Source organism: uncultured Allobosea sp. (assembly GCF_945957345.1).
In the GTDB taxonomy this organism is placed as follows: domain Bacteria; phylum Pseudomonadota; class Alphaproteobacteria; order Rhizobiales; family Beijerinckiaceae; genus Allobosea.
In genome coordinates, this window is record NZ_CAMFKW010000029.1 from 17,684 (window position 1) to 44,233 (window position 26,550).

At 65.9% G+C, this 26,550-nt stretch carries 24 protein-coding genes and 2 pseudogenes; 11 read left to right on the forward strand and 15 right to left on the reverse strand.

The features are described from left to right. Nucleotides 1-63 precede the first annotated feature (63 nt). The 4 genes from Q0Q36_RS15290 to Q0Q36_RS15305 form a co-directional block, all read right to left on the reverse strand. Nucleotides 64-1,686: a peptide chain release factor 3 gene (locus tag Q0Q36_RS15290; protein ID WP_293799081.1), complete on the reverse strand. Its 1,623-nt coding sequence runs from the start codon at nucleotides 1,684-1,686 to the stop codon at nucleotides 64-66. Nucleotides 1,687-1,733: 47 nt separating this feature from the next. Continuing rightward, entirely contained in the window at nucleotides 1,734-2,504 is a 771-nt protein-coding gene (locus Q0Q36_RS15295; RefSeq protein WP_293799082.1) for an ABC transporter permease, read from the reverse strand. After that, a complete protein-coding gene (locus Q0Q36_RS15300) occupies nucleotides 2,504-3,442 on the reverse strand; it encodes an ABC transporter ATP-binding protein (RefSeq protein WP_293799137.1) in 939 nt (312 codons plus the stop codon). The genes Q0Q36_RS15295 and Q0Q36_RS15300 overlap by 1 nt, the downstream gene beginning before the upstream one ends. A 297-nt stretch (nucleotides 3,443-3,739) precedes the next feature. Continuing rightward, nucleotides 3,740-4,375, reverse strand: a complete 636-nt coding sequence (locus tag Q0Q36_RS15305) for a hypothetical protein (RefSeq protein ID WP_293799084.1) — start codon at nucleotides 4,373-4,375, stop codon at nucleotides 3,740-3,742. A 178-nt stretch (nucleotides 4,376-4,553) separates the two neighbouring features. On the opposite strand from Q0Q36_RS15305, the gene Q0Q36_RS15310 reads away from it, so the two are divergent. From Q0Q36_RS15310 to Q0Q36_RS25125, 4 genes are all read left to right on the forward strand, one after another. Further along, on the forward strand, nucleotides 4,554-5,840 hold the full coding sequence (locus Q0Q36_RS15310; RefSeq protein ID WP_293799085.1) for a DUF3422 family protein: 1,287 nt from the start codon (nucleotides 4,554-4,556) through the stop codon (nucleotides 5,838-5,840). Between the two features lie 158 nt (nucleotides 5,841-5,998). Then, on the forward strand, nucleotides 5,999-6,124 hold the full coding sequence (locus Q0Q36_RS15315) for a hypothetical protein (RefSeq protein WP_265056278.1): 126 nt from the start codon (nucleotides 5,999-6,001) through the stop codon (nucleotides 6,122-6,124). Nucleotides 6,125-6,363: 239 nt separating this feature from the next. Then, nucleotides 6,364-8,007 (forward strand): MFS transporter, encoded by a 1,644-nt coding sequence (locus Q0Q36_RS15320; RefSeq protein WP_293799086.1) that lies wholly within the window; start codon nucleotides 6,364-6,366, stop codon nucleotides 8,005-8,007. A gap of 126 nt (nucleotides 8,008-8,133) precedes the next feature. Beyond that, a complete protein-coding gene (locus Q0Q36_RS25125; protein WP_367187178.1) occupies nucleotides 8,134-8,382 on the forward strand; it encodes a PilZ domain-containing protein in 249 nt (82 codons plus the stop codon). A 107-nt stretch (nucleotides 8,383-8,489) separates the two neighbouring features. Here Q0Q36_RS25125 and Q0Q36_RS15325 read toward each other — a convergent pair. The 5 genes and pseudogenes from Q0Q36_RS15325 to Q0Q36_RS15345 all read right to left on the reverse strand — a co-directional run. After that, a pseudogene (locus Q0Q36_RS15325) lies at nucleotides 8,490-8,810 on the reverse strand (ABC transporter permease); the annotation flags it as partial. A 228-nt stretch (nucleotides 8,811-9,038) separates the two neighbouring features. Next, nucleotides 9,039-9,581: pseudogene (locus tag Q0Q36_RS15330) on the reverse strand (gamma-glutamyltransferase); the annotation flags it as partial. A 59-nt stretch (nucleotides 9,582-9,640) separates the two neighbouring features. Then, complete coding sequence (locus tag Q0Q36_RS15335; RefSeq protein ID WP_293799088.1) at nucleotides 9,641-11,044, reverse strand: dipeptidase; 1,404 nt, start codon at nucleotides 11,042-11,044, stop codon at nucleotides 9,641-9,643. After that, the gene (locus Q0Q36_RS15340) at nucleotides 11,041-11,421 is read right to left on the reverse strand and encodes a hypothetical protein (RefSeq protein WP_293799089.1); all 381 of its coding nucleotides are present in this window, start codon (nucleotides 11,419-11,421) and stop codon (nucleotides 11,041-11,043) included. The genes Q0Q36_RS15335 and Q0Q36_RS15340 overlap by 4 nt, the downstream gene beginning before the upstream one ends. Then, a complete protein-coding gene (locus tag Q0Q36_RS15345; protein WP_293799090.1) occupies nucleotides 11,418-12,791 on the reverse strand; it encodes an acyclic terpene utilization AtuA family protein in 1,374 nt (457 codons plus the stop codon). The genes Q0Q36_RS15340 and Q0Q36_RS15345 overlap by 4 nt, the downstream gene beginning before the upstream one ends. A gap of 140 nt (nucleotides 12,792-12,931) precedes the next feature. Between Q0Q36_RS15345 and Q0Q36_RS15350 the strand changes: the two genes are divergently transcribed. The 4 genes from Q0Q36_RS15350 to Q0Q36_RS15365 all read left to right on the forward strand — a co-directional run bounded on the left by Q0Q36_RS15350 (nucleotide 12,932) and on the right by Q0Q36_RS15365 (nucleotide 17,638). Continuing rightward, the gene (locus Q0Q36_RS15350; RefSeq protein WP_293799091.1) at nucleotides 12,932-13,819 is read left to right on the forward strand and encodes a LysR substrate-binding domain-containing protein; all 888 of its coding nucleotides are present in this window, start codon (nucleotides 12,932-12,934) and stop codon (nucleotides 13,817-13,819) included. A gap of 343 nt (nucleotides 13,820-14,162) precedes the next feature. Beyond that, entirely contained in the window at nucleotides 14,163-14,837 is a 675-nt protein-coding gene (locus Q0Q36_RS15355; RefSeq protein WP_293799092.1) for a response regulator transcription factor, read from the forward strand. Further along, entirely contained in the window at nucleotides 14,834-16,225 is a 1,392-nt protein-coding gene (locus Q0Q36_RS15360; RefSeq protein WP_293799094.1) for a HAMP domain-containing sensor histidine kinase, read from the forward strand. Before Q0Q36_RS15355 ends, Q0Q36_RS15360 begins: the two co-directional genes overlap by 4 nt. A 78-nt stretch (nucleotides 16,226-16,303) precedes the next feature. Then, nucleotides 16,304-17,638 (forward strand): patatin-like phospholipase family protein, encoded by a 1,335-nt coding sequence (locus tag Q0Q36_RS15365; RefSeq protein ID WP_293799095.1) that lies wholly within the window; start codon nucleotides 16,304-16,306, stop codon nucleotides 17,636-17,638. A gap of 111 nt (nucleotides 17,639-17,749) precedes the next feature. On the opposite strand, the gene Q0Q36_RS15370 is transcribed toward Q0Q36_RS15365, so the two are convergent. From Q0Q36_RS15370 to Q0Q36_RS15380, 3 genes are all read right to left on the reverse strand, one after another. Continuing rightward, entirely contained in the window at nucleotides 17,750-18,049 is a 300-nt protein-coding gene (locus Q0Q36_RS15370; protein WP_265056267.1) for a hypothetical protein, read from the reverse strand. Nucleotides 18,050-18,149: 100 nt separating this feature from the next. Continuing rightward, complete coding sequence (locus Q0Q36_RS15375) at nucleotides 18,150-19,034, reverse strand: DUF533 domain-containing protein (protein ID WP_293799098.1); 885 nt, start codon at nucleotides 19,032-19,034, stop codon at nucleotides 18,150-18,152. Nucleotides 19,035-19,135: 101 nt separating this feature from the next. After that, entirely contained in the window at nucleotides 19,136-19,606 is a 471-nt protein-coding gene (locus Q0Q36_RS15380; RefSeq protein ID WP_265056265.1) for an Lrp/AsnC family transcriptional regulator, read from the reverse strand. A gap of 134 nt (nucleotides 19,607-19,740) precedes the next feature. Between Q0Q36_RS15380 and hppD the strand changes: the two genes are divergently transcribed. Further along, a complete protein-coding gene (hppD, locus tag Q0Q36_RS15385; RefSeq protein ID WP_293799101.1) occupies nucleotides 19,741-20,874 on the forward strand; it encodes a 4-hydroxyphenylpyruvate dioxygenase in 1,134 nt (377 codons plus the stop codon). Between the two features lie 37 nt (nucleotides 20,875-20,911). On the opposite strand, the gene Q0Q36_RS15390 is transcribed toward hppD, so the two are convergent. The 3 genes from Q0Q36_RS15390 to Q0Q36_RS15400 all read right to left on the reverse strand — a co-directional run bounded on the left by Q0Q36_RS15390 (nucleotide 20,912) and on the right by Q0Q36_RS15400 (nucleotide 23,604). Further along, the gene (locus tag Q0Q36_RS15390; protein WP_293799102.1) at nucleotides 20,912-21,706 is read right to left on the reverse strand and encodes an AprI/Inh family metalloprotease inhibitor; all 795 of its coding nucleotides are present in this window, start codon (nucleotides 21,704-21,706) and stop codon (nucleotides 20,912-20,914) included. Then, nucleotides 21,691-22,620, reverse strand: a complete 930-nt coding sequence (locus Q0Q36_RS15395) for a 2-hydroxyacid dehydrogenase (protein ID WP_293799138.1) — start codon at nucleotides 22,618-22,620, stop codon at nucleotides 21,691-21,693. The genes Q0Q36_RS15390 and Q0Q36_RS15395 overlap by 16 nt, the downstream gene beginning before the upstream one ends. A 207-nt stretch (nucleotides 22,621-22,827) precedes the next feature. Next, nucleotides 22,828-23,604, reverse strand: coding sequence for a FadR/GntR family transcriptional regulator (locus Q0Q36_RS15400; protein WP_293799103.1), 777 nt, complete (start codon nucleotides 23,602-23,604; stop codon nucleotides 22,828-22,830). Between the two features lie 238 nt (nucleotides 23,605-23,842). Between Q0Q36_RS15400 and Q0Q36_RS15405 the strand changes: the two genes are divergently transcribed. Further along, a complete protein-coding gene (locus Q0Q36_RS15405; RefSeq protein ID WP_293799104.1) occupies nucleotides 23,843-24,895 on the forward strand; it encodes an ABC transporter ATP-binding protein in 1,053 nt (350 codons plus the stop codon). A 217-nt stretch (nucleotides 24,896-25,112) separates the two neighbouring features. Continuing rightward, entirely contained in the window at nucleotides 25,113-26,417 is a 1,305-nt protein-coding gene (locus Q0Q36_RS15410; protein WP_293799105.1) for an extracellular solute-binding protein, read from the forward strand. Nucleotides 26,418-26,550: the final 133 nt, after the last annotated feature.

The window sequence follows — 26,550 nt, forward strand, 5'->3', positions numbered from 1 at the left end:
TTGATGCGGATCAACCACAGGAGCGGCTGTCGCCTGCTGTGGCTTCCAGGTCACGGCTACCGATCAGGCCTTCGTGACCTTCTGATAGTCCTTCACGTCCGAGAAGGTGATGTCGGGTGCGCGCTCGGCATCGTATTTCAGCGTGAACTGACTGGAGGCCATGAAGACCGGGTCGCCGTCCAAGTCATCGGCCATGGCCGAGGGCTTGAGGCCGACGAATTTGGCGAGAGCCGCCTTGTCGTCCGAGGAGACCCAGCGCGCGATCGAGAACTGGCAGGGCTCGAAATCGACGGGGAGCGAATATTCCGCATCCATCCGTTCCTTGAGCACGTCGAGCTGGAGTGCGCCGACGACGCCGACGATGGCGGGCGCGCCGTCATGCGGCAGGAAGAGCTGGACGACGCCTTCCTCGGCCATCTGCTGCAGGGCCTCGCGCAGCTTCTTGGCCTTCATCGCGTCCTTCAATTTGACGCGGCGCAGGATTTCCGGGGCGAAGCTCGGCACGCCCTTGAAGACGATATCCTCGCCCTCGGTCAGCGTGTCGCCGATGCGCAAGGTGCCGTGGTTGGGCAGGCCGACGATGTCGCCGGCGAAGGCTTCCTCAGCGATCGAGCGGTCGCGGGCGAAGAAGAACTGCGGCGCGTTGAGCGGCATCGGCTTGCCGGTGCGGACGAGCTTCGCCTTCATACCGCGGTTCAGCTTGCCCGAGCAGATGCGCATGAAGGCGATGCGGTCGCGGTGGTTCGGATCCATATTCGCCTGGATCTTGAAGACGAAGCCGGTCATCTTCGGCTCATCCGCCTCGATCGGGCGCTTGTCGGACGCTTGCGCGCGCGGGCTCGGGGCATAGGCGCCGAGCGCATCGATCAGGTCGCGCACGCCGTAGTCGCGCAAGGCCGCGCCGAAATAGAGCGGCGTCAGATGGCCCTCGCGGAAGGCCTGGAGGTCGAAGGGCTTCAGGCCCTCGGCAGCCAGGAAGACCTCCTCGCGCCAGGTCTCGGCGGCGCCATGCGGCAGCAGTTCGTCGAAGAGCGGATCGTCCCAGCCGGACACTTGACGGTCCTCGGCGCGCTCGTCGCCCTTCTGGTTGCGGCGGAAGGTATTGGCCTTGAGATCGTAGGTGCCGACGAATTCGCGGCCGCGGCCGACCGGCCAGGTCATCGGCGCGACGTCGAGCGCCAGCGTCGTCTCGATCTCGTTGATCAGGTCGAAGGGATCGCGCGTCTCGCGGTCGACCTTGTTGATGAAGGTGACGATCGGGATGTCGCGCAGGCGGCAGACCTCGAACAGCTTCTTGGTGCGGTCCTCGATGCCCTTGGCCGCGTCGATCACCATGACGGCGGCGTCGACGGCGGTCAGCGTGCGGTAGGTGTCTTCCGAGAAGTCCTCGTGGCCCGGCGTATCCAGCAGGTTGAAGACGTGACCGCCGTACTCGAAGGTCATCACCGAGGTGACGACCGAGATGCCGCGCTGGCGCTCGATCTTCATCCAGTCCGAGGAGGTCTGGCGGCGGCCCTGCTTGGCGCGCACTTCGCCTGCGAGCTGAATGGCGCCGCCGAAATAGAGCAGCTTCTCGGTCAGCGTCGTCTTGCCCGCGTCCGGGTGCGAGATGATGGCGAAGGTGCGCCGGCGCGCATGCGGCGCGGCGGAGGCCGCGGACGCTTCAAGGGTCGAAAGATCGGTCATGGCGCGCATGAAGACGGAAGGGGGGCGGAAGTCAACGACGATCCGCGTCAGTTCTTCAGCCGATAGCCCGTCTTGAAGATCCAGCCGACGACCGCGATGCAGGCGGCGAGGAAGATCAGGGTCATGCCGAGGCTCACCCCCAGGCTGACATCGGCCAGCCCGTAGAAGCTCCAGCGGAAGCCGCTGATCAGGTAGACCACGGGATTGAACAGCGTCACCGTCTGCCAGAATGGCGGCAACATCGAGATCGAGTAGAAGGAGCCGCCGAGGAAGGCGAGCGGCGTGACGATCAAGAGCGGGATGACCTGCAATTTCTCGAAGCCGTCGGCCCAGATGCCGATGATGAAACCGAACAGGCTGAAGGTCGTCGCCGTCAGCACGAGGAAGAGCAGCATCATCACGGGATGCTCGATCCGAAGTGGCACGAAGAACGCGGCCGTCGCCAGGATGATCAGTCCGAGCAGGATCGATTTCGATGCCGCGGCGCCGACATAGGCGATCACCGCCTCCCACCAGGCGACGGGCGCGGAGAGCAGTTCGTAGATCGTGCCGGTGAATTTCGGGAAATAGATCGCGAAGGAGGCGTTGGCGATGCTCTGTGTCAGCAGCGAGAGCATGATCAGGCCGGGCACGATGAAGGCGCCATAGGGCACGCCCTCGACCGATTGCATGCGCGAGCCGATCGCGCCGCCGAAGACGATGAAATAGAGCGAGGTCGAAAGTACGGGCGAGACGATGCTCTGGAGCGGGGTCCGCCAGGTGCGGTTCATCTCGAAGCGGTAGATCGCAGCGATGGCGTGAAGGTTGAGACCGGTCATCAGCGGCGCTCCCTGACGAGGCTCACGAAGATGTCCTCAAGCGAGCTCTGGCTGGTACTGAGGTCCCTAAAGCGGATGCCGGCTTCGGCCAGGCCCTGCAGCAAGGTGGTGATGCCGGTGCGCTCGGCCTGCGTGTCATAGGTGTAGACGATCTCGTCGCCCGCGGCCGAGAGCTTGAGGTCGAAGCTCGCCAGGGGCTCGGGGATCGCGGCGATCGGCTGCTGGAGCTGGAGCGAAAGCTGCTTCTTGCCGAGCTTGCGCATCAGCTCGGCCTTCTCTTCGACCAGGATGATCTCGCCCTTGGAGATGACGCCGACGCGGTCGGCCATCTCTTCGGCTTCATCGATATAGTGGGTGGTCAGGATGATGGTGACGCCCTCGTCGCGCAGGCGCCGCACCATCTGCCACATGTCCTGGCGGAGTTCGACATCGACACCGGCGGTGGGCTCGTCGAGGAAGAGGATGCGTGGCTCGTGCGAGAGCGCCTTGGCGATCATCACGCGCCGCTTCATGCCGCCGGAGAGGCGGCGGATCTGGGTGTCCTTCTTGTCCCAGAGCGAGAGGTCTTTGAGGATACGCTCGATCAGGGCCGGATTCTTCGGCTTGCCGAAAAGGCCGCGGCTGAAATTCACCGTCGACCACACCGTCTCGAAGGCGTCGGTCGTCAGCTCCTGCGGCACGAGGCCGATGGCCGAGCGGGCTGCGCGATAATCTCTGAGGATGTCATGGCCGTCGGCCGTGACCGTGCCGGTGCTTGGCTTGACCAGGCCGCAGACGATGCTGATCAACGTCGTCTTGCCGGCACCGTTTGGGCCGAGCAGCGCAAAGATCTCGCCGCGCCTGATGGCGAGGTTAATTGACTTCAGCGCGCTGAAGCCGGTGGCGTAGGTCTTCGAGAGACCGGAGACCGAGATGATCGGCGAAGTCGTGTCTGGCATGGGCGGCATATAGGGCAGCCGAAGCTGCGTTGCGATGGCGGGGTCATGCCGGGAAAGCATGATCGCCTGTCAGTTCATGGCGGGAAGCACTGCGCAAACGAGAAGGCCGGGCGCTGGGCCCGGCCTTCTTCACGCGACGCAGCCGAACGCTACTTCATGAAGAACCACAACAGGATGATGATCGGAATCGGAACGCCTACAAGCCACAGGATGATGGAACGCATGTGCAGCCCCTCGTTGGATCGATGATGCTGCGGCAACGCTTTTCCGAAGGGGAAAGTTCCTGCTGTCGAGGCGTCAGGCTGCACTGAAAGCCCCGGCGCTCGGGTGCCATTGCGGGTTGTAGCCATGATCCAGGGCCGCGAGCGTGGCAGGCGGCGTGAGCACCGTGACCATACCTGTCGGGCGCTCGCGTCGAGCGATGTAGCCACAGGCCGACCAGAGCAGGGCTGAAGTTCCGCGCAGCGCCAGGAAATTTGCGCCGTCATCGGTGAGCAGCATCGCGCCATCGGGCAATCGCTCCGCCGGCATTCCATGGGTGCGCTTCCTGTGGCCGTCCCGGCGGTCGGCATCGAGGATGCGGTCGATCTCGGGAAAGAGCGGTGTTTCCGGGAGGCCGAGGCCCCGGACCAGCGCCGCGCGATAGGCGAGCGCGTCCTGCCGGCGACACTCCATGCAGGGGCGGTGCCCGGCAGCGAGCGCCGTCACCTCGTCGCAGAAGAACAATTCGGTATAGCCGCGGCCCCAGACCTTGCGCTTGCGCCCCTTGAACGAGAGGACACAGCAGAGCCATTGCCGCGTCGCCTGGATGCGGGTGGGGACCTCATGCGCGGTGGGATCGTGGAAGCGGCCGCCGCGATTGCCGTAGAAGGTGCCGCGCGCAGGATCGGCGAAAAGCGAGCCATCGGGTCTCACGCGGTTTGGAAGGGGCATGGAACTTCGACCGGAGCTTGATGGCTGTCAGCATCGCGACTTGGGGCGACAGGTCATGGCAGCAGCGCCCGGCCCTGCGACGCTGGAGCGTGTTGGCGCATGAGGTGACCTCAGGCAATCTGCTTCGTCCGGAGCGGGGGCTGCGATGGAAGACGCGCGCAATGCGAATGAGATTCAGGTGCCACAGCCTGCGCCTTCGCGGCTGATCGCGCATCCCGACCGCGGCATGATCCTGGGCGAGGTGCATGCCCGCCCTTTCGCGCCGATGGCGACGCCGAGCCGCGTCCTGCATTTCGCCTTCCTGACCGATGCCGAGCAGGCTGCCGCGGACCGCGCGGCACTGGCGCGCTTCTGTGCCGAGCGCGGCGTCGCGGGGCCGCCCGAGGGAGCGAAGCATCATCGTGCCCGACTCAACGACACCGGTTTACGCTGGGAGCAGCATAGCGAGTTCACCACCTATAGCTGGGAGCTGCCGGCGAATGGCGGCCAGCCTTTCGAGCCGCCGCCGACGATGCTGCCGCAGCCGATGCTGGAATTGCCGCAGCCGGGGCCGCATCTCGTAGCGGTCGATCTGCATCTGGTCGTCGAGCGGCCGACCGAGGCTTTCGACCGGCTTTTCGATGCCTCCAGCCTGGCGGTTGTCTCGGTCGATGGTGGTGCGGCGATGGCGGCGACGGATTTCCGCGCTTGTGCCGATGGTTTCGTGCGCATCCTGGTGCGGGATCGTTCGCTGACGCCGGCACAGGCAGGCGCGCTCGCGCAACGTCTGCTGGAGATCGAGACCTATCGGACGTTGGCCTTGCTCGGCTTGCCCGAGGCCCATCGTATCGGCCCCTTCGTTCGATCGACGGAGGAGGCGCTGGTGCGCATCGCTAGCACGATGACGCGGACCGATGGGCTCGCCGCCGACAATGCTCTGCTCGACGAGATGACGGCGCTCGCGGCCAAGCTGCAGGCAGAGGCGACCGTCGCTGGCTACCGCTTCGGTGCCAGCCGCGCCTATAACGACATCGTGCAGCAACGACTGGCTGCAATCGGCGAGCAGCAGCACGAGGGCTGGCCGACGATCTCCGCCTTCCTGTCGCGGCGGATGGCGCCGGCGATGCGGACCTGCCAGATGCTGGTCGGGCGGCTGGCCGATCTCTCGCGCAATCTGGGGCGTGCCTCCAACCTGCTGCGCACCCGCGTCGATGTCGCGCTGGAGCAGCAGAACCGCGATCTGCTCGCTGCGATGAACGAGCGCACGCGGCTGCAATTGCGTCTGCAGCATACGGTCGAGGGGCTGTCGGTCGCGGCCATTGCCTATTACGTCGTCAGCCTGTTCGGCTATCTCGCCAAGGGCGCCAAGGAGGCGGGCTGGCCGATGCCGGATATCGGCATCACGACGGCCCTGTTCGTGCCGGTGGCGCTGGCCGGTGTCTGGCTGGCGGTCAGGCGTATCCGGCGCGGGCATCACGAAAGTTGAGCGCGCGCGGACAGAATTGAGCCGCATTTCCACGATCTCGTCAGCAGAGCCTTAACGCTGGGAGCAGTTCGGCTCCGGTGCCTAAGGCATTTGAAGGGGTTTCGGGTGCATTCCTGGGGCGACACAACATGTCGTCATTGCCCGGAGTTGAGGGAAACATGGATCTGATCGTGCGCCTGTTCCTGCGTCTCGGCGCTCTCCTCGCGCCGCCCGTCGCGCCGCAGCCCATTCCCGTGCCGGTGCGCGATCGTAACCCTCCTCGGCGGATTGATCCGAGGGGCTGACGCAGTCGGGCGCGGCACGCGAGCACGCCCATTGCGCGCCGGACCGACGAGCGAGATGGGGGCGTCGGCGGCAAATCGTCAAATCCGGAGCCCTGCCATGTTCAGGACGCTCCGCTTCCTGGACATGGCCCGACACCCGCTGCCGGCGCTTTCCAAACGGGAATCGTGACGTAAGTTGCGGTGTCACGCTCGGAATCAATGCCGGCGCCCCATGAACAGACGTCGGACATAAGCCGGTTATGGATGTGCGAAAGCCTGCGGCAGGCACGGGGCCGTTTGCGCCGCTCAGGAACGTCACCTTCCGGGCGATCTGGCTCGCCGGGCTGATCTCCGGATTGGGATGGCTGATCCAGACCATCGCCATGAGCTGGCTGATGGCGACGATCACGCCCTCCAGCGTGATGGTCGCGCTGGTTCAAGCGGCGACGAACCTGCCAGCCTTCATCCTGTCGATTTTCGCGGGAGCCATCGTCGACAATTTCAATCGCCGCAGGGTGATGCTCGTCGCACGCTCGCTGATGGCCCTGACGGCGGCCACGCTGACGATCCTCGTTGCGGTCGGGCTGATCAATCCCTGGATAATCCTGTTCTTCAGCTTCCTGGCGGGATGCTGCATCGCCTTCAACGACCCGGCCTGGCAGGCATCGGTGGGCGATATCGTCGAGCGGAAGGACTTGGCTGCGGCGGTGACGCTGACATCCGTCGGGTTCAACACCGTGCGCAGCGTGGGGCCGGCGCTCGGCGGCATCATTCTCGCGAGTTTCGGCCCTCTGACGGCCTTCTGCCTGTACACCCTCGGCCATTTCGCGCCGCTGATCGTGGTCTGGCGGTCCAAATGGAAAGTGCCGGTGTCGCGGCTGCCGCCCGAAGCGATGCTGACGGCGATCTCCGACGGCCTTCGCTTCACGTCTCTGTCGGCGGAGATCAAGACGGCGCTCGCACGCGGCTTCCTCTTCGGCCTGGCGGGCATCGCGATCCTCGCCCTTCTTCCGCTGGTCGTCCGCGACCAGCTGAAACAGGGAGCCGTCGCTTATGGTGTTCTCATGGCCGGCTTCGGCGCCGGCGCGTTGCTGGCAGGCCTGACCTCGACGGTGCTCAGGCGGAAATTGTCGGACGAGCAATTGTTGAAACTGGCTTGCATCGCCTGTGCGATCTGCACGATCAGCCTTTCGCTGACGCAAACCGCCGTCTTCGCCGTGCCCGCTCTGATGCTGGGCGGAGCCGGGTGGGTCCTGGGGTGGTCGGGCCTCAGCATCAGCGTGCAATGGGCGAGCCCCCGCTGGGTCGTCGGCCGTACGATCTCGCTCTACTACGCTCTCACCTCATGCGGTCTTGCCGTCGGGAGTTGGCTCTGGGGCATGGTTACCGAGAGCTATTCCCTGAGTTTCGCCTTGCAGGCGTCGACCGTGGCGTCCCTCGGTGTTGCGATTCTCGGTTTGATCCTGCCCATCCATCAGCGCAAGGATGCCGATGTCTCGACGCCGGATCACTTCGAGGCGCCCGCGATCAGCCTGGACCTGAAGCCGAGAAGCGGGCCGATCGCGGTGAAAATCGAGTATCGGATCGCCGCCGATCAGGTCGAGTCCTTCCTCGCCCTGATGCTGCAGCGCCGGCGCGCGCAGGGGCGCAACGGCGCAAGGCGATGGATTCTGACGCGCAATCTGCACGATACGGCGATCTGGACCGAGACGTTCCGCACGCCGACCTGGAACGACTACCTGCGTTTCAACTACCGCCGGACCGCTGCCGACAGGGCGCTGGATTCCAGCCTCGTTGATCTGCACATGGGGCATGAGGCGCCGGAAATGACGCTGTCGATCGAGCGGCCCACGGCGACACCGCGCAAGGGCGCTGTCTTCCGGCCCGACACGCCTCATAGTTGAGCCATGCCGATGGATGGGGATATCTAAATTCCAAGCCATCGGCTTTATGCCATGTCAGCGCCGCCGTGATATCTCCGCGACATGTCCTCCAAACAAAGAAAATTCGTGCGCGAACGCATGGTCGAAATGGCCAGGCTCGTCACGGAATCCGGCGTCCCGTACAACTGCATCATCAGGGATATTTCGGCCGGGGGAGCCATGGTGCGCATTCCGGCCGATGCGCAGATCTCGGGCTCGGTGCTGATCACGTCCGATACCGTGGGGACCAGCCGTGCTGCCGTCGTCAAATGGCGCGACGCGACGTCCATCGGCGTCGCCTTTTCGGGCCCTGGATCTTCGCGCCCGTCAATCCCCGGGACGCTGAAGGAGCGCTGAAATGGCGCGCGGCCCGGATCGGGTTTGACCTTACGCTCCGCTTGCTCCCCAGCCCTGATATATCGCCGTATCAATCCGCATTGCGGGGATCGAGCACGTTCCGCACAGATCACCAGCGCGAGGATGACGTTGCCGACGCCCTTGCCGAGAAAGGCGAGGATCATCTGCGCGACGAGGATGGCGGGGAACGACAGCTGCAGGTCGACCAGCCGCATGATCGCGCTGTCCGTGCGCCCACCGGCATAGGCTGCGACCAGGCCGAGCGTCGTGCCGATGGCTGCGGCGGCGACGGCGGAGCTGAAGCCGACCAGGAGCGAGATGCGAAGCCCGTAAAGGATGGCTGAGAGCATGTCGCGCCCCTGCTCGTCGGTGCCGAGCCAATAGGTCATGCCGGTTGCGGCCTGCGATCCCGGTGGCAATTGCCGATCCGCGGCTTCCCCCGCGTAGCCACATGCTGTCGCGCGGCTCGCCCCCGCCGACAGGCGCGCATCTTGATTCAGCGCAGCGTGCAGGGCCGCGAAGGCGAAGCCTTGATAGGAGCGGGCAACCCGATAGCCCTCGCGCTTCAGCTCGGCGGTCACGTAGCGCGGGATGCGGTTGGAAACGTCTATCGCATTGCCGGTCACGCTGAGGCGCGGCGCGGCCACGGCGATGAGTTCGAGCGTGCGGGCGAGGTCTGGATTGGCGACGATGTCGCCCGGTCGCTTCATGTTGCAGTCAGCGCGGAAATAGACGTCGCGCCCGGTCGCACTGAAGCGCAGCAGCTTCTCATTCGGCACCCGGCCCATGGCCGATGGGTCGAGCGCCATGGGGTAATGCATATAGGGGCGGATCATGAAGCCGTCGCGGGCATAGGCGATGACCGGCGCATCGATGTCGGCGAGGTCCATCGTGCCGTAGTCGGACAGGGCCGTCGTATAGCCCTGAGATTTCCGAGCGAACCGATCGACTGATAGCCGATCTCATTGATCTGCCCCTCGACGATGAAGGAGAAGCCGTCCGGCGCTTCGCCCAGAACCTTGTCGGCCCACATGTCGGCGCGCATGGAATTCCAGCACCTCATGCACGCCGCGCCGGGGCATGTAGATCTGCATCGAGCCGTAGCCGGCGATGCCGGTCATCTGCGGATCGACCACGCTCTGCACGAAGGCGCCGGCGATCGCGGCGTCGATGGCATTGCCGCCCCGGCGAAGAACCAGGGCTCCGGCCTCGACGGCTTCAGGCGGCGACGATCATTCCGGCCATGGCGACGCGCTCCTCAACCGGCTTGCTGATGGAACGCCGAGGGCGCGTATTGCGCCAGTTCCTGCAGCAGCATCGGCCAGGCCCGGAGCCCGAGCGCGACCGAAGGAACATGGAAGAACTCGTTGGGCGCGTGGACATCCTCGTCCGGCAGGTTGAAACCGAACATCAGCGTGTCCAGGCCCATCGTCTCCTTGAAGATCGCGGTGATCGGCACCGTCGCGCCGAGCCGGACATGCACGGGCTCTTGCCCAGAGGTCTGGCGCAGCACGGCCGTCGCCGCCTGGACCAGCGGATGATCCGCCGCCAGCGTGGACGCAGGCGAACCGCCGCCGATCGCCTCGAAGCCGACCTTAACGCCTGGCCGTGCCGCCGCGAGGATGTGCTCCTTCACCGCCTTGCTCGCCTGGTCCGGATCCTGCCCCGGCGCGAGGCGGATCGTGATCTTGGCGCGCGCTTCGTCGGGGATGACGGTCTTGGAGCCGGTGCCGGTGTAGCCGCCCCATAGGCCGTTCACGTCGATCGCGGGGCGCAGCGCCAAACGCTCGCGGATGCTGTAGCCGGGCTCGCCGGCCGCGATACCTCCGACATCGGCGACGAAGGCAGCCTCGTCGAAGGGCAAGGCCGCCGTATCGCGCCGGTCGCGCTCGGAGAGCGGGCGTACGGCATCCATCAGGGCAGGCACGGCGATGGCGCCGTCCGCGTCGTGGAGAGAGGCGACGATGGCCGCGAGTTCGTGCAGGGCATTGCGGACCGAGCCGCCGTAGCGGCCGGAATGCAGCTCCTTGTCGGCGGTCCGGACGACGAGTTCGAGCTTGGTCAGGCCGCGCGCGCCGACATTGATCGTGGGCACGGTCGGGCTCGCCCGGCCGCCATCGGCCGAGATCATCGCATCGGCTTTGAGCAGGTCGCCGTAGCGGCGCACGATCTCGTGCAGGCTCGGGCTGCCGGTCTCTTCCTCGCCCTCGATGAACAGCTTGATATTGACCGGGCAGCGGCCTTCGACCACGAGGAAGGCCGCCACCGTCTCGATCGCGATCGTGGTCGAGCCCTTCACGTCCGAGGCCCCCCGCGCATAGAGGCGCCCATCGCGGATCGTCGGCTCGAAGGGCGGTGATTGCCAGAACGCCAGCGGGTCCGGCGGCTGCACGTCGTAATGGCCGTAGACGATGATGGTTGGCGCGCCCGGCGCACCGACCCAGGCGCCGTAGACGGCAGGCTGCCCGCCACCATCGAGAAGCTGGACGTGGGTCAGACCGATGCCTTTCAGCCAGTCGAGCAGGAAGGTGCGGGTATCGGCCATGCCCTGTGCATAGGCGGGATCGGTGCTGACGCTCGGCAGCCTGAGGAAGGCATCGAGGCGGGCCATCACGTCATCATGGCGGCGCTGCAGATAGTCGACGACGGGTTCGGCGCTCATCGCGTGCCTCCGCTCATGAGTTCGGGAGACGGCTCTTCGGCCGGCGCCAGCAACGCGGCCGGCATCTCGATCTCGGCCGCGAGCAGCAGGAAGGAGAGCGTCTTGCCGTGGCCATCGAGCCCGAGGCTGCCGTTGACGCCGCCGTCCAGCACGTCGTCTAGGACGAAATTGAAGGCGTGGAGCTTCGGGAGCTCGTAGCGCCTGACGGCGGTGGGCTTGCGCTCGCGGAAGACGCGCGCGACGAAATCTTCAGTCAGCCGCTCGCGCAGTGGCTCGAAGAACCGCGGCTCGCGGCAAATGACCGCGATGTTGAGCCGGTTGCCCTTGTCACCGGAGCGGGCATGGGCGAGCTCGTAAAGGGAAACTGCGCGGTTCATTCCGTGTCCAGAAGCGAGATCTGCGGGGTGACATGCTTGCGGTCGACCAAGCAGGACGCACTGCGCAGCCGCGGGGTCAGGCGCCTGCGAACGCCGCCGCCACCGGCGGGGCCGGTGCAATACAAGGCTTCGACCTCGTCGAGCAGGCATTCCGCTGCAGCACGATCGGTGGTCTCGGCCGCGAACCGGACGCGCAGATCCCCGTCGCTGACACTCGGCATCTCGGCACTTAGCAGCGAGCCGGCCGTATCGCCGAAGACACTGACGACCCCGATCAGATCGGCGCGGACATGCAGGGATGGATGAAGGAAGGCCAGGCGCTTCGTCACCGTTTCGATGGCGAGCGCAGCGCGGGACCTCGCGTTCGGGCCGGCATAGGAAATCTCGGCCTCGGCCAGCAACCCGCCGTCGAAGCACACCGTCGCCTTCAACGCTTCGGGCCGGGCCCGCCCGCGCGCGCCGGCCACCCGGATGCGATCAGGCCCAATCTCCGTTAGCTCGACCTGCGTGAGATCGAGGATCGCATCAGGTGTCAGGTAGGCGGCCGGATCGTGAATCTCGTAGAGGATCTGTTCAGTGACCGTCCGGCGGTCGACCAGTCCGCCTGTCCCGGCCGGCTTGGTGATGGTGAAAGTGCCGTCGGGATCGACCTCGGCGATCGGATAGCCCAGCACATCCATCCCCGGCACGTCCTTGACGCCGGGATCGGCAAAATAGCCACCCGTCACCTGCGATCCGCATTCGAGGAGATGGCCTGCGAGAATGCCGGCCGCCAACCTGTCCCAATCGTCATCCGCCCAGCCGAAGCAATATTTGAGCGGGCCGAGGACGAGGGCGGGATCGGCGACGCGTCCGGTCACCACGATATCGGCTCCCTCTGCCAATGCCTCGGCAATCGCATCCGCGCCCAGATAGGCATTGGCCGAGATGATCGCAGGCTCGCCGCTCAGCAGCGTGCCGTCCGATTCCAGACGGGCGAAGTCGGCCGCCGTGAAGGTATCGCGCAGATCGTCGCCTGTGACGACCGCGATCTTGAGATCGGCACAGCCGAGCTCGGCAGCCCAGGCCTTGATCCTGGCGGCTGCTCCGAAGGGATTGGCCCCGCCGAAATTGCCAATGATCTTGATGTCCGCCGCTGCGCAGGGCGCCAGCGCCGGCCAAAGCAGGCGTTTCAGGGCAGGCACCTCGCCACGCGCCGGATCCGCCAGGCGGTCGAGCTGTGCGAGTGCAAGCGTGCGCTCCGCCAGCGTCTCGAAGATCAGGAAGCGCGGCCCGTCGTGACGCGCGAGCGCTTCGATCAGGGGGGCCGAAGCATCGGCGCGATCACCTGCGAAACCGGCCGCGGCGCCGATCCAAACCTGTTGTGCCACGATCGCTTTTCCGTCCCACCCGCGCTCAGTGCACGGTGGAAGGCAGCAAACGTCCGCTGATCAAAATGTCAAATAATGGCTGTTAATTTATGTATAGGCTTAGCCTATGAAGTTTGCCGTCCTTGGCTTTGGCTCCCATCATGAATCTCACTCTGCGCCAGTTCGAAATCCTCGTCGCCATCGGCGATACCTTGAGCCTTACCACCGCCGCGGAGAAGCTCGGCGTATCGCAGCCCTCTGTCAGCGAAACCTTGAGGCGCGTCGAGGGTGAGCTGGGCTGCAAGCTGGTCGACCGGGCGACGCGGCAGTTGGCCCTGACCTATGAAGGCCAGCATGTCGTGGCGAGCGCGCGGGAGGCTATGCGCAGCCTGGCCGGCACCTTCGAGGCGATCGCGCACCGAGGCGACGGCGTTCGTGGCCGCTTGTCCATCGCGGCATTGCCATCGGCCGTCTGCACTCTCCTGCCGCCGGTGCTGCGCGCCTTTCGCGAACGTTATCCGGGCATCGAGGTTTCCGTGCGCGATGCCTTGCAGGACCGGGCGACGACGATGCTGGAAGACGGCAGCGTCGATCTCGTCATCGCCGGGAGGCCTGCCGGGCAGGGCTCCTTCATCTTCGAGGAGATCGCCAGCGATCGGCTCAAGCTGGTCGTATCGCGCCGGCATTCCTTGTCCGGGCGCGACAGTGTCGGCTGGAGCGAACTGGCGAACTTCAAGTTCATCGCCATGTCCACGTCATCTTCCGTCCGGCGCCTGACCGATGCCGGTTTCATCCACGCCAATCTGCCGATCGCGCCGACTTACGAGGTCGACCAGATTTCCTGCGCCGCGGCGCTGGCCGCGGCCGGGCTTGGCATAACCGCGCTGCCGACGATGACCTTCGCCATGTTCAATGCCGATGAACTGGCGGTGGTGCCGCTGGTCGCGCCGACGATCGAGCGCAGCATCGGCATGACATGGCTGAAGGACCGGCCTCTCTCGGCCAGCGCGATCAAGTTCGTCGCCGTCCTGCGCTCCAGAGGCACGTAGGTTGGTGGCCTGAACCTGCACGGGCCGCGCTTGTCTGTCGCGATGCGAAATGACCTTTGACCATGCTTCGTTCGGTTCGCCTACGCGCAATGTTGCGGCAAGGAGGATGTACTGCATTGGCGGAACACGGACCGGTGCAGGAAGACCGCAATGCTTCCGCCTTCTCATTCTCTGCCGCTTCGAACGGCGTCCGAGCCCGCGCTCGCATCATTGAAGCGCATCGCCAGGACCTGGGCCGGACTGCAGGCCCGGGCAGCTGAAAGCTCCGCCGGACTTCTTCGTTGGGGGTCTTTGCGTCGAAGGCCGGTCCCGTCGTCGGTACGCGGCCGCTGAGCGTCGCGCCATGCGCATTCTCCTTGTCGAGGACGAGCCGGAACTGGTTGCGGCGCTGCGGACCGCCCTCGGGCAGCGCGGCATGCTCGTCGATCACGTCGCCACCTTGGCGGAGGGCGAGGAGGCGATCCTCGCGGGCGTTCACAGCGCGGTGCTGCTCGACCGCAACCTGTCCGATGGTGATGGGCTCCGCCTGCTCCCGTATATTCGCGCCCGAAAAACGGCTGTTCCGGTCATCGTTCTGACCGCGCTCGGCGAAACGGACGATCGCATCGAGGGGCTTGATGCCGGCGCGGACGACTATCTGCCGAAACCCTTCGCGATCGACGAGCTCCTGGCGCGGTTGCGCGCGGTTCTGCGTCGGTCGATCGAGCTGGCGCCGGATTTCCTGCGCATCGGCCTCTTCACGTTCGACTGGCAGAACCGAAGCGCCAGCGTCGGCGGGCAGCCACTCGGCCTGGCGCGTCGGGAGCTGCTGGCGCTGGAGGGCCTGCTGCGGCGACAAGGGCGCGTCGTCCAACGCGCCACTCTTGAAGATGCGGTCTATGGCTTCGATGACGAAATCCAGTCGAACGCGCTCGACATGCATATCTCGCGGCTGCGACGGAAGCTCAGGGATGCCGGCGCGCAGCTTGAAATCCATGGCGTCCGGGGCATCGGCTACCTGCTGAAACCAGCGCGATGAGGCCGCGCGCGCGACGCGTGCATTCGCTGAAATGGCGGCTGGTCCGGCGGCTTCTCACGCTTCAGGCGGCCGTGCTCTCGTTTCTGGTCGTGGGAGTCATCGCTGCGCTCTATGGCGGCGGCCATCTCCTTAATTTCGAGTCCGAGGACGTGACGGTCGATGCGCTGAAGGGCGCCGTCATGCGCGACGCCGCCGGCGATCTCACGATCGGCCCGACGCCTGCCATGACCGAGCTGCGCAGGACGGTGCCGGATCATTGGTTCATCGTTCGCGACCGTCAGGGGCGGCAGCTCGTCGAGGGGGCGCCGCCATCGAGCTTCGCGCGGATCGGCGCTGCGCTTGACGAGGTCGGCAACGCACGCATGGGCTGGAATCTCGGTGATCCGCCACGCCCGACGGCGCTGATGCGCTGGATCACGAGTCCGGCCGGCGAGATCCAGGTTCTGACCGGCCCCGGCGGAGAGGCGTCGTTGAGCTGGCTGGTCCAGGGCGTCCTCGTCGTATTCGCAAGCTTCGTGCTGCCCGCGCTCCTCATCATGGCGCTGGCGACGTTCATCGCGACACCCCTCGTCGTCGGCCGCGCCTTCGCCGGGCTCGATGCCGTCGCAGCCGAAGCGGAGCGCATCGACATCGAGCGCCAGGGGACGCGCCTGCCGATCGCGACGGTACCGGCCGAGGTGACCCCGCTGGTGAACGCGGTCAACCGCGCCTTGCAGCGGCTCGACGACGGGCACTCCAGGCGCAGGCGCTTCCTCGCCGATGCTGCGCATGAGCTGCGGACGCCGATCGCGATCCTGCAGACACGGCTCGAAACGCTGCCGGATACGGATCAGCGCAGCAGGTTGCTTGAGGACAATGCGCGGCTTGCCGTCATGGCCGAGCAATTGCTCGATCTGCAGCGTCTGGAAGGTGGCCGCGGCGTCTTCGTTTCGCTGGACCTCGTTGCGATAGGCCGGAGAGTGGCGATCGATCTCGCCCCCCTCGCGATCGCCGCCGGCTGTGCGCTCGCCTTCGAGACCGAAGCCGAGTCTGTCTGCGCCATCGGTGATGCCCCTGGCCTCGAACGGGCGCTGGCCAATCTCGTGCAGAATGCCATCCAGCATGGCGGCCGGTCTGGAACGATCACCATCGCCGTCGGAAAGGGGCGGACCGTCGATGTGATCGATGAGGGGCCCGGTATCGCTCCCGTCGAGCGTGAGCGGATTTTCGAGCCCTTCGCTCGTCTTGCGCATCGCGACCGGGGCGCCGGCCTCGGGCTGCATCTTGTTCGCGAAATCGCCCTGCTCCATGGCGGCGCGATCACGGTCCAGGATCGGGCGGTAGGAGCCTGCTTTCGCTTGACCCTACCGGAACCGGCTGGCGAAATGAGGCCGGTTACCCAGGCATAATGCAGAGATAATCCAGCAGGGCGAGTTCTGCCCCGCCTGCGTTTCGCGACGGACGACGCGCGGCGGAGGTCGCGCGGAATGATCCTCAATCGGCTAAGGGTCCTGCCGTTGCTCGGCATGCTGGTTACCGGTCTGTCAGCTTGCGCAAGCCCATCCAATCCGCCGTCGAACGCTCCCCTGGCGGCGACGATCGGACAGGCCTCGTACGCGAGGTCGGGCGCGCGGATCGGGAAGACGGCGGTGATCGTGGCGCTTTCGGGCGGCGGGGCACGCTCGGCCGCGTTCGGATATGGCGTCCTGTCGGCACTTGCCGAGCAGCCGGCTGCCGAGGGTGGAGGGCGGACGCTCGCCGATGACATCGCCGTCCTGGCGGGGGTCTCGGGCGGCGGCATGCTGGCCGCCTATGTCGCCTTGCACGGGCCTTCGGCGATACCGGCCTTCAAGCGCGATTTTCTCGACCGGGATCCAGAGGCGTCGCTGCGAACCACGATCACACCGGCCAACCTGCTGCGCGGCTACCGGGGTGGGGTGAATGATCTCGAAGGCCTCGCCGGCTGGCTCGACCAGCATCTCTACCATGGCGCCACGCTCGGCGATCTGCAGTCTTCCGGTAGGCCTCGTCTGCTGCTCCACGCGACCGATCTCTACAACCGTGCGCCGTTTCCCTTCGATCCAGCCAGCTTCCAGGCGATCTGCAGCGATTTCAGCGCCTTTCCGCTGTCCCATGCGGTCGCTGCTTCGGCGGCCGTGCCGGTCCTGTTCGCGCCGGTCGTCCTGGAAAACTACAATCCGACTTGCCCGGTCGGGGCCAGCGGGCCTGCCGCAGCCGCGGCTGAGCCCGGCTTCCGGGACGTGCGAGCCCGTTATGTCGCGGCGCCTGATCTGCGCTATCTCAAGCTGCTGGACGGTGGTCTGGTCGACAATCTGGCGACCCGCCACCTGATCGCCTCGATGCGCGGACAGGCGCCGGCGCCTTTGTCCGCGGAACAGGCGCGACGGGTGACGCGCGTGGTCGTGGTCGTGGCCGATGCCTCGATGCGCATCGGCGGCGACATGTCGAAGGCGCCGGACGGCCCCGGGGCTCTCGATACGGTCACGGCTTCGATCGACGCGATGATCGACAATGCGAGTCGTGCCAGCCTCGACGCGCTGGAACAGGAAACCAGGCGATGGCGACAGCGCATCATCCGCTGGCGCTGCGATGTTGCCAGGGCGCGAGACTGTGACAGGTTTGAGATCGAGCTGGTGAAGCTGTCCCTGGCCGATATCCGCGCCCCCGCCATGGCCGCCCGCATTCTCCAGGCTCACAACAAGCTCTCATTGACCGTCGGTGAGGTCGACCTGCTCTCCGGGCTAGGGCGCCGGCTTTTGGCCGCTGGCCTGCGACATGGCCGTGGCACTGCACGGCAATAAGGGGACATTCCAAGGAATGTCCCCTTCGGAGATTCGCCAAGTCTTGCTGCAGGAGCGTCTCGCCTGGGCCGGGTCAGCGAAGCCTGGCTTTCCCGGCTCGGTTAGGGCCGCTCAGTAGTAGCCGCAGACGCGGCGGTAGCCGATGACGTTGCCCCAGCGGTCGAAGCGCTCGACCATGTCGCAGGAGCGGACGGGGGCAGGGGCGTCATAGTAGCCGTAGCCATAGGCGGGGCGAGTGGCGCCGGCGATGATGGCACCCGCTGCGATCGCGCCGACCACGCCGGCTCCGACGCCCCAGCCGCCATAGCGGTAACCCCAGCGCGGGCGCGCCTCGGCGCCGGAAGCCGCGAAGGTGGCGGCCAGAGTCACGGCCGCGAGGGTCGCGGTCAGCGTCTTGCGGAACGTGGTCATGCTCGTCTCTCCCGATCGTTGCGAGGGCGAAGGTCTCGCCCTCCATGCCCATTGGTCGCGGGCTCCGATCGGTCGGTTCAAAGGAGACGCGGTATTATTTTCAGACCTTCGCTGCGCTGGCGGCGGCGTCGATATTCGCGACGAGTTCGGCATCGAGGCCGAGCGAGCCGGCCAGACCCGCGAGGAAGTCCTTCTCGGCGGCATTGTCCGGGTTGATGGCGATGCGCGCCGCCGTGTAAATCTGCGCCGCGAGCTCGGGGCTTTCGGCTGCCTCGACCAACGTATCGATCGAAGCCGGGTTCGCCATCTCCTTCGCCAGCCAGTCGTGGGCCTCCCGATCGAGGCCGGCTTCCTTGAGGCCGCCGAGGATCGCGCCCTGCTCCTCATCGTCGATATGGCCGTCAGCCGCTGCCGCCGCGATCATGGCGCGAATGAAGGTCAGGGTCGTGGCTTCGCTTGCAGCCTGCGGCTCGAAGCCGGTGCCAGCCGGCGCAGGCAGCAATTCCTGCTGGCCGGCGTTGAGCAGCGGTTTGCCGGCCTGATAGTTCTGATAGGCCTTGTAGGCGAGGCCGCCGATCAGCGCGAGGCCGCCGAGCTTGGCAGCGGAGCCGGCGACCGCGCGGCCTGTGCTCGTGCCGAAGACGAGCGCGCCGAGGCCGCCGAGCACGGCGGTCGCCAGGGCCGGATTGCTGTTGAACATGCCCTTGGCCTGCTCGATCAACTGCTCGGGCGTCCTGCCACCGGTGACGCGGCCGAGCGCATCGCCGGCACCCTGCTGCACGCCCGTCTGCCGCGCGGCATCGCCCAACCCTTGCGTCGCCTGGGTCAGAATCTGGCCGGCGAGACCGCCGAGCCCGCCCGAGCGCTGGACCTGATCGGCCAGCCCGCCGAGCATGCCGCCGATTCCGCCCTGTTGCCCGGCTTGCGCGCCAGCCTGGCTGCCGGCGCTGATCAGGGCGTCGAGCAGGGATTTGGCGTTGAACATGTCGCTATTTCTCCTGTTGGCGGCCATCGCGCCGCACAGTCGGGATCGATCAGCCGCATGAAAGCGGCATGACCAAGGCGCCAGTTTGCATAGCCGCGGGCTTATGTCATCGGCAGCGGCAGCACGCCCGGCTCTTTCAGCGTTTCCAGCGCGATTTCGGAGCGGACGCGGGCGACGCTTTCATGCGGCATCAGGATTTCGTTGACGAGCCGGGCCAGCGCCTTGAGGTCGCCGACCGCGACCTTGAGCAGGTAATCCGCCTCGCCCGTCAGGGCATGGGCCTCGAGGATCGCCGGGGTCAGGCGCACGAGGTCGCGGAAGCGGCGGGCATTGTCGCGCGTATGCGTATCGAGCGCGACATGGATGAAGACGATCACGCCGAGGCCGACGGCGGAGGGCTCCAGCGCCGCGCGATAGCCGCGGATGACGCCTTCCTGTTCCAAGCGCTGCCGGCGGCGCGAGACCTGGCTCGCCGACAGGCCGACCGTCTCGGCCAGCGCCGCATTGGTAAGCGAAGCGTCGGTCTGGAGCGCGTCCAGAAGGCGCCAGTCGAGCGCGTCGAGCGTGGCCATATCATGTATCCATGGCACTATTGATGCGCATATCATGCATCGAAAATTCTGAATGAGGCAAGTTTGCATGCAAATTGCCTGATGTCTGCGCGATCATTGGCGCAATCCGACAAGAGCAGACAGGAGGAATGCCCATGGGTCCGTTTCCGCACGATACTGCCCCGCCCGCGATTTCGGCCGCCAACCCGATGGGAACCGACGGCTTCGAGTTCGTCGAGTTCGCCCATCCCGAGCCGGAGAAGCTCGGCTCCCTCTTCGAGATGATGGGCTTCACCAAGGTCGCCCGCCACCGCTCGAAGCAGGTGACGCTCTATCGGCAGGGCGACGTCAATTTCGTCGTCAATGCCGAGCCCGATTCCTTCGCCCAGGCCTTCGCGGCCGAGCACGGTCCCTGCGCCTGCGCCATGGCCTTTCGCGTCGTCGATGCCAAGCACGCTTTCGAGCGGGCGGTGTCGCTCGGCGCCGAGCCCTATGAGAGCGCGATCGGGCCGGACGAGCTGGCGATCCCCGCCGTGCGCGGCATCGGCGGTTCGCTGCTCTATTTCGTCGATCGCTATGGCGAGAAGGGCTCGATCTGGGACGTCGATTTCGAATGGATCGGCGAGCGTGACCCGCATCCGGAGCAGGCCGGGCTCTACTATCTCGATCATCTCACCCATAACGTCATGCGCGGACACATGGATCATTGGGCCGACTGGTACGGCAAACTGTTCAATTTCCGCGAAATCCGCTTCTTCAACATCGAGGGCAAGCTGACCGGCCTGATCTCGCGGGCGCTGACCTCGCCTTGCGGCAAGATCCGCATCCCGATCAACGAGTCGCTCGACGACAAGAGCCAGATCGAGGAATACCTGCGCCAGTACAAGGGCGAGGGCATCCAGCATGTCGCGATGGGCTCGCGCGACATCTATGCCAGCGTCGAGGCCCTGCGAGGCAACGGCCTGCCGTTCATGCCGTCGCCGCCCGCGACCTATTACGAGAAGGTCGATGCCCGCGTGCCGAACCACGGCGAGCCGGTCGCGCGGCTCGAGGCCAACGGCATCCTGATCGACGGCGAGGGCGCGGTCGCGCTCGGCGAGAAGCAAGGCCGGATGAGCAAGGTGCTGCTGCAGATCTTCTCGGCCACGGTGGTCGGACCGATCTTCTTCGAGTTCATCGAGCGCAAGGGCGATGACGGCTTCGGCGAGGGCAATTTCCGCGCGCTGTTCGAGTCGATCGAGGAGGACCAGATCCGCAGGGGTGTGCTCAGCCCCGCCGCGGCGGAGTAATGATCAATCGCATGGCCGGCTCGGCCGGCCATGCGGATTACGGCGTGAGCTTGCGCATCATGAGTGGCGCGCCGACCGCCGGGTCCTTGCGCCACTGGCCATTCTCGAAGACGAGATCGGTGCCATGGCCCCTGCGCGCGACCAGTGTCAGATGCCCGTCGGCATAGCGCCAGGCGACAGGATCGAAGATCGTCAGCCCGGTATCCGGGCACATCCCCTCGAAGGCCGCTAGCTGGCGGCCATCGGCGGATGCTGGTGACAGCACGAGGCGGCAGGCCTCGCGGTTCTGCTGGCGCATCAGGACATAGCGCCCGGGCAGGGAAGCAGGCGCCGGTGCAGTCGCGGGGTCGACTTGCGTGATGCGCTGGGCTGCCGTTGCGGCGGCGCTCTGCGCGCGCTGCGGGGAGACGCGCGGATGGGCTCCCGACGACAGCTTGTAGACTTTGCCGTCGCTTCCCTTTCCGTCGAGGCCGGTTTCGGGCGAGCCGCTCTGGAACGCGACGACTTCCTTGCCGCCGGCATCCATGAATTGCGGCTGCCCTGCACCGTTCAGCGTCCAGGATGCGGCGGTATCGAGGATCGGCAGGGCGCGGCGGCAGGTGGCCGGAAAGCGCAACTGGCGCCTGTTGCCGGCCGCTTCCGCGCCGAGCGTGACGGTGCAGCTTCGCGAGGCATCGGCGAGGGCGAGCTCCCAGGCGCCGAGCCAGCGGCGGATTGCCTCGGGCGCCTTGTCGGCGCCGCGCGGCAGCGGCGCCGTCTGCGCGACCGCCGGCAGAGAGCCGGCGGCGAGGATCAGGAGCGGCAGCAGCCGGTGGATCAGGCCTTTTTCCATGGTGTCTCCGACACGGGCGTCAGCGGCCCCTTGCCATCGAACCATGAAACCATGTTGTCGACCAGAAGCTGGCCCATCGCCTCGCGGGTATGGACCGAGGCCGAGCCGACATGGGGCAGCAGCACGGCATGCTCGATCGCGATCAGCTCGGCCGGCACGCGCGGCTCGTCCTCGAACACGTCGAGGCCGGCGGAGAGGATGGTCTTGTCCTTGAGCGCCTTGATCAGCGCCTGTTCGTCGACGACCGTGCCGCGGCCGACATTGACCAGGATGCCGTTCGGACCCAGCGCCTTCAACACTTCGGCATTGATGATGTGGTGGGTCGAGGCGCCGCCCGGCGCGACCGAGATCAGCGTGTCGACATCGGCGGCCATGTCGACCAGCGAGGGATAGTAGGGATAGGACACGTCCGGCTGGCGCGAGCGGCCATGGTAGACGACCGGCAGGCCGAAGGCTTCGACGCGCTGCGCCACCGCCTTGCCGATGCGGCCGAGACCGACGATGCCGACCTTGCGGCCGCGCAGCGAGGTGGTGAGCGGATAATTGCCCTGCAGCCACTTGCCCTCGCGCAGGTAGCGGTCGACCTGCGGCAACTGGCGGACAGTGGCGATCAGCAGGCCGAGCGCGAGATCGGCGACCTCGTCGGTCAGGACGTCGGGCGTGTTGGTGACGACAAGGCCGCGCCGGCCGGCCTCGGCCGCGTCGACATGGTCGTAGCCGACGCCGAAGCTGGAGATGACCTCGAGCTTGGGCAGGGCGTCGAACAGCGCGCCGTCGACCCGGTTATGCCCGCCGCCGGCGGCGACGCCGCGCACCCGGCCCGCGACCTCGCGCAGCAGGGCGTCGCGATCGGCCGCCTTCCACAATTCATGGACGGTGAAGCGCGCCTTGAGCTGGTCGGCCGCATAGGCCATCAGCGGGCCGGTCTGGACGATTTCGGGCTTGGTGGAGGCTGTCATCGTGAGCTGTCCGTCTGTGGTGGCGAAGGTCGTTGATTCGGCTTGTCTGAATCGATTAAATTGATAGGGCGCGGGAAAACATGGCGCGGCCTGCTGGAGCGGCATAGCCCCGCCGCCGCATGAGCGCTATCCCATCACGCCTCGCCGATGGAGGCGAGGCGCTCATTTAGTATGCTTTATTTTGGCGGTTTTCCCAGTCTCTGTCGCGACATGCGTGCCGAGCGAGGCCAGCGTCGTGTTCAGGCTGTCGATGACGAGGCCGGCCATGCGGGCCGAGGCGAGATCGCCGTCGCGGTCGATGATCGCGAGCAGGACATGCTCGTGGTCGGGCAGGGATTCGATATAGGCGGCCTCGTCGCCGGTCTTGAGCAGCAATGACCATTGCAGCGTGGCGATGACCGCACTGGAGAGGCATTGCAGCGCGGCGTTCTGACAGGCAGAGAAGATCGCCTCGTGAAAGGCGAGGTCGGCCCGAATCGTGGCCTCGGCATAGGGTGCGCCATCGGCCATGCCGCGATAGGCGGCTTCGATGCGGGCTATGTCAGCCGAGGTCCGGCGCTGCGCGGCGAGGCGGGCGGTGCTGGGCTCGACGAAGCGGCGCAACTCGAAGAGATCGCGAATGAATTTCTCGTTGGGATCGGCTTCGAAATGCCAGGATAGCACATCCGGATCGAGCAGGTTCCAGCGCTCGCGCGGCGCGGCGCGGGTGCCACTCTTCGGGCGCGCCTCGACCAAGCCCTTGGCCGTCAGGATCTTGACGGCCTCGCGATAGGCAGTGCGCGAGACCGAGATCTCCGAGCGCAGGTCGTCCTCGTTCGGCAGGACCTCGCCTGCCTTGATGCGGCCGGAGATGACCGCGACGGCGAGCTTCTGGGCGACCTGGCCGAAGAGCCGGTCCGGATTGAGCGTCGTCGGCCGCGAGAAGTCGCGTACGCGCATCGCTTGTGCCCCTCCCTCGGGCGCCTTCGGCCAGCCTGAATTTGCGGCATCCCGAAGGTTGTGGCGGCGCTTGACAGGGCCGCTTCTATCGTATGACTTTATCGCAGATTGGAACGGACACAATCGCCGGTAACAGGCATGTCCGCTTTCATCATTCGGTCACAAGAAGCCGATTGTGGTCACAAGCCGCCTAAGGGGCGAGCGTGTGGTCAGGGAACGGAAAGCAGGGAAGGACGGCATGGCCTCAGTCCAGATCGCCGATGTGCGCAAGGCCTACGGGTCGACGCAGGTCATTCACGGCGTCGATATCGACATCAACGACGGCGAGTTCGTCATCCTGGTCGGCCCGTCCGGCTGCGGGAAGTCGACGCTGCTGCGCATGATCGCGGGGCTCGAGAACATCTCGGGCGGCGAGATTCGCATCGGTCCGAAGGTGGTGAACGACGTTCCGCCGAAGGAGCGCGACATCGCCATGGTGTTCCAGAACTATGCGCTCTATCCGCATATGACGGTCGCCGACAACATGGCTTTCTCGATGAAGCTGCGGAAGGCGCCGAAGAGCGAGATCGACGAGCGCGTCAACAAGGCGGCGCAGATCCTCGGCCTGACCAAGCTGCTCGACCGCTATCCGCGCCAGCTCTCCGGCGGCCAGCGCCAGCGCGTCGCGATGGGCCGCGCCATCGTGCGTGATCCGCAGGTCTTCCTGTTCGACGAGCCGCTCTCGAATCTCGACGCCAAGCTGCGCGTGCAGATGCGTACCGAGATCAAGGAACTGCACCAGCGCCTGAAGACCACCACGGTCTATGTCACGCACGACCAGATCGAGGCCATGACGATGGCCGACAAGATCGTCGTGATGCATGACGGCATCGTCGAACAGATGGGCGCCCCGCTCGATCTCTACGACAACCCCGCCAATCTCTTCGTCGCGGCCTTCATCGGCTCGCCTTCGATGAACCTGCTCAAGGGCAAGATCACCGGCGCCGGCTTCGAGACCGAAGGCGGCACCATCTGGCCGATCGGCAAGCATCCGGTCGGTTCCGACGGGCAGGCCGCCGTGCTGGGCATCCGCCCCGAGCATATCCGGCTCGATCCCAATGGCTTGAAGGCCGAGGTCGTCGTGATCGAGCCGATGGGCTCGGAGACGCAGGTCGTCGTCCGCTGCGGCGGGCAGGACCTGACCTGTATCTTCCGCGAGCGCATCTCGTCCAAGCCCGGTGAGACGATCGGCATCACGCCGGATACCAGCGTCACGCATCTCTTCGACGCTGCCACCGGCAAGCGGATCTGAGGGTATACGCCGAGCGTCCGGACCATTTGCGGCCCGGTTGATCAGGCGTTCTCTATCGAGAGTTCAGAACCGGCCTTTCCGATTTGCGATCGGGGTCGGCTCAAAGGAATTCGTCGCCCCAAGGCTGGGCGACGGATGATCGCTGTCAACGCCCATAATCATGCAGGACGGTGGTCCCATGCAGGCCGCCGCCGCGCCAACGGAGGAGACGGTTTCCATGAGCATTTCACGAAGAGACGTTCTGATCGGTGGTGCAGGTCTCGCGGCGGGCGCGACACTGCCGCTCGCCCCGTCCATCGCCCAGGCCAAGATTGAGCCGGGCGCGACGCTGCGCGTGCTGCGCCCGACCAAGTTCGTCGATCCCGACCAGGCCATCTTCAACGAGAACACCGAGGCCTTCACCAAGGCGACCGGCGTGCAGGTCAAGGTCGACTATGCCGGCTGGGAAGACCTGCGCCCGCAGACGGCAGTGACCGCCAATACCGGCGCGGGTCCGGATGTCGTGGTCGGCTGGGCCGATGACCCGCACATCTTCTCGGACAAGCTGATCGATCTCACCGATATCGCCGACGAGCTCGGCAAGAAATACGGCGGCTGGTACCCGATTGCCGAGAAATACGGCAAGAAGGACAAGACCAACCAGTGGATCTCGATCCCGATGGGCGCCTCCGGCGCGCCGGCGGTCTATCGCGAATCCTGGGTCAAGGAAGCGGGCTTCGACACCTTCCCGAAGGATCTCGACAACTTCCTCAAGCTCTGCCGCAAGCTCAAGGAGATCGGGCATCCCGCCGGTTTCGCGCTCGGCAATGCGGTGGGCGACGGCAACGCCTTCTGCAACTGGCTCGTCTGGACGCATGGCGGCTACATGGTCGACGAGAACAACAAGGTCGCGATCAACTCGAAGGAGACGATCGAGGCGCTGAAATACGCCAAGGCGCTCTACGAGACCTTCATCCCCGGCACGCTCTCCTGGCTCGACATCAGCAACAACAAGGCGCTGACGGCCGGTGAAATCGGCGTCACCCAGAACGGCGTCTCGCTCTATTTCTCGATCAAGAACTCGAAGGACGAGAAGACTGCGGCGATCGGCAAGGACCTGAACCACGCGACCATGCCGGTCGGCCCGCTCGGGCGTCCGTCGGAGCCGGCGCTGATCATCAACGCCATGGCGTTCAAGCACACCAAGTTCCCGAACGCGGCCAAGGAATATCTCCGCTTCATGATGGAGAAGGAGCAGTACGACAAGTGGCTGACCGGCTGCTACGGCTACTGGACCCAGCCCCTGAAGGCCTATGCCGAGAGCAAGGTCTGGTCGAGCGATCCGAAGATCGTGGTCTATCGCGACACCTGGGAGCGCGCGCTGTGGAGCGGCTACAAGGGCTCGATCAACGAGGCAGCCGGCACGGTCAATGCCGAATACGTGGTCGTCCAGATGGTTGCTTCGGTCTGCTCCGGCCAGGCGACGCCGGAAGAGGCCGCCAAGGAAGCCGAGCGCCGGGCCAAGCGCTACTACCGGACCTGACACGCAGATAGCGCTAACCCGGATATGCGCGGCCGCCGGCTTGTCCGGCGGCCGACGAGACATCGCATCGAATACGCTCCGAAAAGCCGCTTCCGCTTTTGGGACCGATGCCACAGCCGACCCGCACGCGAGG